Origin of the sequence: Candidatus Rickettsia tasmaniensis (assembly GCF_036857515.1) — a bacterium.
GTDB lineage: Bacteria > Pseudomonadota > Alphaproteobacteria > Rickettsiales > Rickettsiaceae > Rickettsia > Rickettsia rickettsii.
The window spans coordinates 1-7,668 of sequence record NZ_JAQCNX010000032.1; the positions used below are offsets into that span (position 1 = coordinate 1).

Genomic DNA, 7,668 nt, shown 5'->3' on the forward strand with positions numbered 1-7,668 from the left:
CCCGATAGAAAAGTACCTCTAATTTTAAATGTCCACGGCGGTCCGTGGGTACGTGATAGCTGGGGATACAATCCTGAGCATCAGTGGCTTGCAAATCGTGGTTACGCAGTTTTAAGTATAAATTACCGTGGTTCTACCGGTTTTGGGAAAGATTTCTTAAACGCTGGTAATTTAGAATATGCCGGTAAAATGCACACCGATTTAATTGATGGTGTTAACTGGGCTATTAAGAATAATATAGTTGATGCTGACAAAGTTTGTATTATGGGCGGAAGCTATGGAGGTTATGCAACGCTTGTAGGTCTTACCATGACACCTGACGCATTTGCTTGTGGTGTTGACGTTGTCGGCATATCTAATTTATTAACTCATGTGCAATCTAAAGCTCCTTATATGAGACCATTGTTAAGTATATATAAAACACGTATAGGACCTTGGGATACTGAAGAAGAAAAAGAGTTTTTAAGACAAAGATCACCAATTAATTTTGTTGATAATATCAAAAAGCCTTTATTTATAGCACAAGGTGTTCACGATGTGAGAGTCGTGCAGGCAGAATCAGAACAGATTGTAAACAGCATGCAAGCAAAGCATATACCGGTAGTTTATGCACTTTACAAAGATGAAGGTCATGGATTTGCAAAACCCGGTAATAGAATCTCATATTACGCTCTTGCCGAGCAGTTTTTAGCTAAGATTTTAAAAGGAAGAGCGGAACATATAGGAGATGACTTAAAGAATGCTAATCTCATTCTGAATGATAAAGAAAAAATTAGTGATACAGAGGCAGAAAAGATTATAGATACGGCAGTTGGGAATTAAGAAGAAACTGTCATACCGCGACTCGGTGTCACCCCGTGGCTTGTCCATGGGATCTAGTTAAAAATACTAATAATTTTAGTATTTTTTATTGTTTTTTAGATTCCTGTTTTCGCAGGAATGACATAGAAGAGCGAAAATGACATTAAGTAAGTTTAGAATAATTTATTGGAGTACTATCATGCTACTTACAAATACTGAAAATTCTTACGGCTTAATTGCAAAACTTTTTCACTGGATCATGAGCATTATAGTTATAGTAATGCTCGTTGTCGGTTTCTTAATGGATAATTTCGTAGAACTTCCTTTAAAAGGGCAATTATACGGGATACATGAAGCAACCGGTATAGTTGTTTTATCTTTAGTAATAATAAGGCTTTTATGGAAATTCTATAATGCTAATGTTTTGCTACCGGAGGATATGCCGAATTGGCAAAAAAAGCTGCTAATATTAATATAAATTTGCTATAGCTTTTAATGTTATTAATGCCGATAAGCGGCTTTCTAATGACTATTTTATCAAACCATCATATTGATTTTTATGGTTTGTTTACTATAAATTCTTTTGCTCCAGATTTACAATTTGCCAAAATCTTTAAAAAAATCCATAAAAAGGCTGCTTATTTACTGCTTTAATTATTTTGCATATACTAGCTGCATTATATCATCACTTTATTAGGAAAGATAACGTATTAAAGAGGATGTTGAATGTATAAACTTATTGACATATAATAAATTGTGTTTTATATACAAAGTAAGATTAGATAACTTACCATATTAGTATTATGAGTAAAAGTGCCAGAGTAGTAGTCTCATCGAAAGGACAGGTAGTTATACCTAAATATATAAGAAATAAACTTGGTTTACATTCAGGCTCTGAGTTAATAATTAACTACAAAAAAAATGAAACATTAGAATTGCTTCCTATAAAAAAAGATATCTATAGCTTTTTTGGTAAAGGTAAACATAAAGCTAAAAACGGTCCGGTGGATGTAGATGAAGCTATTAGTATTGTGGTTATCGAAAATGATAGGAATTGACACTAATATCTTAACTCGTACTTTTCTTGAAGATGATGAAATACAAGGTAAAGCAGCTCAAAATTTCTTAAAAAATAACATCACTAATAAGATTTTTATTGCATCATATGCATTACTTGAATTTGTATGGGTGCTAAAAGTAAATAAATTTACTCGCCAGGAAATTTATGAAGCAGTAATTAATCTTATTGATAATTCTGGCTTTATCATTGGGCATCAAGACATAATAATATCAGCTACTGAGAAATATATTAAAGGTAAAGCAGACTTTGCCGATTATATGATTATTGCAGAAGGAGAAGTCAATAGTGCTAATAAGTTTATCACTTTTGATAAAGACATAGTAAGAGAAGTTAAAAATGCATCTTATCCATAAAAATTAATAGCAATTTAAATAAATTATTTAAAATGAATATTCATGAATATCAAGCAAAAGAGATTTTAAGAAAATACGGCGTACCTACTTCCACCGGGCTAGTTGTTACGAAAACCGAAAAGATTAATGAAACCATAGATAAATTAAATACGGAAGTATATGTGGTTAAAGCACAAATACATGCCGGCGGTAGAGGTAAAGCAGGCGGTGTTAAGGTTGTTAAGAGTAAAGAAGAAGCCAAAAAAGTTGCTCATGACATGTTTGGTATTAATTTAGTAACGCATCAAACAGGACCTCAAGGACAAAAAGTAAACCGTCTTTATATAGAATCAGGTTGTGATATTTTAAAAGAATATTATTTTAGTGTAGTATTTGATAGATCGGTTAGCTGTATTACTTTCATAGCTTCTACAGAAGGAGGAGTTGATATTGAAGAAGTAGCAGAAAAAACTCCGGAAAAAATTATTAAATTTTCTGTTGATCCTGCAACCGGTTTACAAGATTTTCATATGCGAGGCATAGCTTATGAGTTAGGCTTTAAGGATAACCAAGCCAAACAGATGAAAGAAATAGTAAAATCAGTCTATAATGCTTTTATTGAAACCGATGCAACACAAATTGAAATCAACCCATTAATTGTAAATAGCGACGGGAACTTATTAGCTTTAGATGCAAAAATTACTTTTGACGATAACGGCTTATTTCAGCATCCGAATATTACGGCAATGCGTGATCATGATGAAGAAGATCCTCTAGAAACTAGAGCAGCGAATGCAGGACTTAGCTATGTAAAAATGGACGGTAATATCGGTTGCATGGTTAACGGTGCTGGTCTTGCCATGGCCACTATGGATATTATTAAACTTTACGGTGCTTCGCCTGCTAATTTCTTGGATGTCGGTGGTGGAGCTGATCGTGAACGGGTAAAAGAAGCTTTAAAAATAATTTTATCTGATAAAGAAGTACAAGGGATTCTAGTTAATATTTTCGGCGGTATCATGCGTTGTGATATTATAGCAGAAGGGATTATTGCAGCTGCAAAAGACATAGGTATAAAAGTACCGTTAGTAGTTCGTTTAGCCGGTACAAACGTTGAAAAAGGCGAAGAAATTTTATCAAATTCCGGTTTAGAAATAATACCGGCACATGATCTAGCAGATGCGGCAAATAAAATAGTTGAAGCGGTACGGTAGATAACCGTCATGAGCTATGCAGGCATTGACCTTGTTGTATGGCTTGAAAAACCAGTTCAGTGTAATACATACCGTGGCTTGACCACAGTATCCATCAAAAAAATTAAAAAAGGACTGGATCCCGCGATCAAGTCACGGGACGAAATCAAAGTAAAATAAAAACAATAAAAATTATTTAACATGGCAATATTAATAAATAAAAAAACACAAGTTATCTGTCAGGGTTTTACTGGTTCACAAGGAACTTTTCACTCTGAACAAGCGATAGCGTACGGCACTAACATGGTTGGCGGTGTTACACCCGGCAAAGGCGGTCATACTCACCTTGATTTACCTGTATATAATACCGTACATGAAGCAAAAGCAAAAACCGGTGCAAATGCAAGCGTTATATATGTTCCGCCCGGCTTTGCCGCTGATTCGATATTAGAAGCAATCGATGCCGAAATTGAAGTAGTAGTATGTATAACGGAAGGAATTCCGGTGCTTGATATGGTGAAAGTAAAACGTGCTTTAGTCGGTTCTAAAACTAGATTAATCGGTCCTAACTGCCCTGGAGTTATCACACCGGGTGAATGTAAAATCGGTATTATGCCTGGGCATATTCATAAAAGAGGAACGATAGGTATTATTTCAAGATCAGGTACTCTAACTTATGAAGCAGTAGCACAGACAACAGCAGTAGGACTTGGACAATCTACGTGTGTCGGTATAGGCGGCGATCCTGTTAACGGCACTAATTTTGTTGATTGTATTGAGATGTTTTTGAAAGATGATGAAACAAAAGCAATTATTATGATCGGTGAAATTGGCGGTAATGCAGAAGAAGATGCAGCTGAGTTTATCAAGCAGTCAAAAATCAAGAAACCTATAGTAAGCTTTATTGCAGGTATTACAGCACCTCCAGGTAAAAGAATGGGACATGCCGGAGCTATTATTGCAGGAGGAACAGGAAGTGCCGAAGATAAGCTTGAAGCTCTACAAGGTGCCGGCGTAACTATCACTAGATCCCCTGCCGATATCGGTAAAACTATGTTAGATTTACTAAATAAAGGCTAAAGTTATTCAAGAGCAATTGCTGTCATTCCTACTAAGCCTTGTTGCGTGGAGACTGAAGGTCATCATTGCGAGGAAATTACGTAAGTAATTGACAAAGCAATTTCACAGGATGCTTGACAAGAGATATTGCCACGTCGCTTCGCTCCTTGCAATGATGATTTGGTATCCATGTAACAATGCTTTCACGGGAATAACATAAAAAGCATTTACTGGTCTACGCAACAATTCTTAAAAACTCTTATTATCCCTAATTTCTTTAACTATATTTAGTAATTGTAGGAAATCTATTAACCCAGGTATTAATTTTGAATCAATTATATATGCAGGTACTCCTTGAATTCTAAGACTTCTAGCTATTTTCATATTTTGAGTAATTAAATCTTTAATCTCATTGCTATCGGCAATTTCTTCAATTTCTGTAGCATTTAAGCCATTCTCAGTTAATAATTCTTTTATAGATTCCTTAGCAACATCTCTTATTTTTATTAATTCATCATGAACAGCTTTGAATTTACTTGGATTAACCTTATAAACGGCTAAAACTATTCTTGCAAGATATTCGGAAGCATCTCCAAGGATAGGAAGCGGTCGTAATACAACTTTAACTTTTAGATCGTTTTGCAATAATTCATTTATAGAAACATCGCCTTTTTTACAATAAGAACAATTGTAATCATAAAAAGCAATTATTGTTACATCACCGTCTTTATTTCCTATAACAGGAAAGCTTGTGCTATCTTCAATACCTAACTTATTATCTTTTAGATAGTTATTAACTTTAGTCTCATTTTCCTGTACTTTACGTTTTTGCAACCCTTCTATTGATTCTATTATTATTTCCGGAGTTTTAAGCAAATAATCTTTGATTATTTCTTGTACTCTTTCCTCTTCACATTTTCTTGCATCTTCGCTTTGTTTAACCTCAACGGAAACCGGATTTGTAGAATAAGTTTTCATTGTTTTGAAAACAAATAAAACTCCTATCACAACTACAAATATAACCAATATTTTACCTATAATATGCTGCATAAATACCTTTTTTAAAAATTTTATATCTTCCTAAAGTCTAAGTAATTCTATATGTCATTCCCGCTTTCGCGGGAATGACATAAAACGAACTATGTAATAAAGCCGGCTTGTCATCCAGTGCAAAGTCCATTACTTTTGTCTTATTAATCTGCTCTGATCTCTTTTCCAGTCTTTTTCTTTAATTGACTCTCTTTTATCATGTAATTTCTTACCTTTAGCAACACCAAGTGCAACTTTCACTTTATTTTTTTTATTAAAATACATAGAAAGAGCTACTAGCGTATAGCCTTTTATTCTAATTCTACCGATAATTTTCTTTATCTCTTTAGTATGCAACAATAATTTACGCGGTCTACGAGTAGCATGATTAAATCTATTCGCTTTTTCATATTCTGCAATATGGCAGTTATACAAAAATACCTCATGTCCGGTATCTGCCGCATGACTTTCTTCTATAGAAGCTTTGCCTTGACGCAGAGACTGTACTTCACTACCCTTTAATACAATACCCGCTTCTAATCTTTCTTCAATAAAATAATTAAAAAGAGCTTTCTTATTTTGTGCAATAACTTTCTTATATTCGGTCATATTTTTATAGATAGTGATGTTATGATGTTTTCAATTTGTTTTTTGGCACTATCGCTTGCTTCAGTTAATGGGGGTCTAATTTCATTTTCACATAAACCTAAATAATGTGCAGCATATTTTATCGGAATCGGATTAGATTCTACAAATAATGCTGTATATAAAGGTAGTAATTTCTGATGGATTTCTAATGCTCCTTTAGTATCGTTCTTATTCCATTTTTCTAATAGCTCTTTACATATATTAGGAACAATATTAGAGGCTACAGAAGTCCACCCTACCCCACCTTGAGCGTTAAAAGCTAAGACTACTTCATCATTACCGGTTAAAATATTGAAATCCTTTTTAACTGTTGCTCTGATCCGCAATGGACGTTCTAAATCTACACCACAATCTTTTAATGCTAAAATACGCGGTAGCTTGCTAAGTCTCAATATTGTCGCATCAGAAAAATCTACCCCGCTTCTAGTTGGAGCTGAATATAACATAATAGGTAGATTACACGCTTCATGCAATGCTTCAAAATGCTTATAAATCCCGTGTTGGGTAGGTTTGACATAAGATGGTGGACTAGCCATAAAACCATCTACGCCGATTTTTGTAGATTCCGCTGCAAGTGCTCTTGCATAAGTAGTATTATTTGATGAACACCCGCTTATTATAGGAATACACTTATTAACGATTTCTACGCTAGTTTGCAGTAATAATTTATATTCTTCAAAGCTTAAACTACTACTTTCTCCCGTTGAGCCTGCAATTAATACTGCATCAACTTCATGCTTTATTTGATGTTTTACAATTCTCTCTAAAGCATATAAGTCTAACTTATTATCTTTAAAAGGTGTTATAAGTGCGGTAATTAAACCTTTAAATATGTTATGCATGATTTTTTTGATTTTTATTGTTTAGCTTATTAAATCGTCATTGCGAGAAGAATTACGTAGTAATTCGACGAAGCAATCTCAGAAGTTTGTTATTATTTGATGAGATTGCCACGCAGTCTACGACTGCTCGCAATGACGACTCGGTATCCATACACAGGCAATACCTCCCTCGCAATGACGTTTCTTCTACTCCCTAACAACACGCCCATATTCTTCTTTCAAACGATCTGCAATTTTATGATCATCAAAAATAATCTTTTTATTGCCAAGATCTATAGAATCAATATTTTGTACCTCAATTGCCGTGCCTGTAACAAAACATCCGGTAAAATCCTCTATTTGCTCTAATTTTAAACGCTCTTCTTTTACTTCTAGACCTAAATCTTTTGCAATTTCAATAATAGTCTGTCTTGTTATACCGTTTAAAAACCTATCGGCAATTGGAGTATATAATATTTTATCTTTAACAAAGAAAATATTTGTTGTAGTGCATTCAGCAATATACCCTTCATAATCAAGTAATAATGCATCATCATAGCCAAGAGCCTTAGCTTCTTTTTTACTCGTTATTGCCATATTATATTGAGCGACGGATTTAGATTGTACCGGGGTACTATCAGGCATTGCTTTACGCCAGCGGCTTACATGCAAATTTATACCTTTCTCAAAAGACCTCGGCATAG

At 34.2% G+C, this 7,668-nt stretch carries 12 protein-coding genes; 8 read left to right on the plus strand and 4 right to left on the minus strand.

The genetic code is table 11. The features are described from left to right. From O6R16_RS06855 to sucD, 8 genes are all read left to right on the plus strand, one after another. Positions 1-822, plus strand: an 822-nt coding sequence (locus tag O6R16_RS06855; RefSeq protein WP_499680549.1) for an alpha/beta hydrolase family protein, incomplete at its 5' end; no start/stop codon positions are given. Between the two features lie 178 nt (positions 823-1,000). Continuing rightward, on the plus strand, positions 1,001-1,279 hold the full coding sequence (locus O6R16_RS06860) for a cytochrome b (protein ID WP_499680558.1): 279 nt from the start codon (positions 1,001-1,003) through the stop codon (positions 1,277-1,279). Between the two features lie 17 nt (positions 1,280-1,296). Next, positions 1,297-1,455, plus strand: a complete 159-nt coding sequence (locus tag O6R16_RS06865; RefSeq protein WP_017443056.1) for a hypothetical protein — start codon at positions 1,297-1,299, stop codon at positions 1,453-1,455. A gap of 5 nt (positions 1,456-1,460) precedes the next feature. Further along, positions 1,461-1,535 carry a hypothetical protein gene (locus O6R16_RS06870; RefSeq protein WP_499680559.1) on the plus strand — a complete coding sequence of 25 codons (75 nt, stop codon included), beginning with the start codon at positions 1,461-1,463 and terminating at the stop codon, positions 1,533-1,535. A gap of 69 nt (positions 1,536-1,604) precedes the next feature. After that, entirely contained in the window at positions 1,605-1,859 is a 255-nt protein-coding gene (locus O6R16_RS06875; RefSeq protein ID WP_499680550.1) for an AbrB/MazE/SpoVT family DNA-binding domain-containing protein, read from the plus strand. After that, on the plus strand, positions 1,846-2,235 hold the full coding sequence (locus O6R16_RS06880) for a type II toxin-antitoxin system VapC family toxin (RefSeq protein ID WP_499680551.1): 390 nt from the start codon (positions 1,846-1,848) through the stop codon (positions 2,233-2,235). Before O6R16_RS06875 ends, O6R16_RS06880 begins: the two co-directional genes overlap by 14 nt. 32 nt (positions 2,236-2,267) lie before the next feature. Then, positions 2,268-3,428: an ADP-forming succinate--CoA ligase subunit beta gene (sucC, locus tag O6R16_RS06885; RefSeq protein ID WP_499680552.1), complete on the plus strand. Its 1,161-nt coding sequence runs from the start codon at positions 2,268-2,270 to the stop codon at positions 3,426-3,428. Positions 3,429-3,608: 180 nt separating this feature from the next. After that, a complete protein-coding gene (gene sucD / locus O6R16_RS06890; protein WP_499680553.1) occupies positions 3,609-4,487 on the plus strand; it encodes a succinate--CoA ligase subunit alpha in 879 nt (292 codons plus the stop codon). A gap of 228 nt (positions 4,488-4,715) precedes the next feature. On the opposite strand, the gene O6R16_RS06895 is transcribed toward sucD, so the two are convergent. The 4 genes from O6R16_RS06895 to O6R16_RS06910 all read right to left on the minus strand — a co-directional run. After that, complete coding sequence (locus O6R16_RS06895) at positions 4,716-5,516, minus strand: DsbA family protein (RefSeq protein WP_499680554.1); 801 nt, start codon at positions 5,514-5,516, stop codon at positions 4,716-4,718. A gap of 129 nt (positions 5,517-5,645) precedes the next feature. Further along, entirely contained in the window at positions 5,646-6,104 is a 459-nt protein-coding gene (gene smpB, locus O6R16_RS06900; protein WP_499680555.1) for an SsrA-binding protein SmpB, read from the minus strand. After that, on the minus strand, positions 6,101-6,985 hold the full coding sequence (dapA, locus tag O6R16_RS06905) for a 4-hydroxy-tetrahydrodipicolinate synthase (RefSeq protein ID WP_499680556.1): 885 nt from the start codon (positions 6,983-6,985) through the stop codon (positions 6,101-6,103). Before dapA ends, smpB begins: the two co-directional genes overlap by 4 nt. Before the next feature lie 186 nt (positions 6,986-7,171). After that, positions 7,172-7,668: aminotransferase class IV (locus O6R16_RS06910; protein WP_499680557.1), on the minus strand; the 497-nt coding region annotated here is incomplete at its 5' end.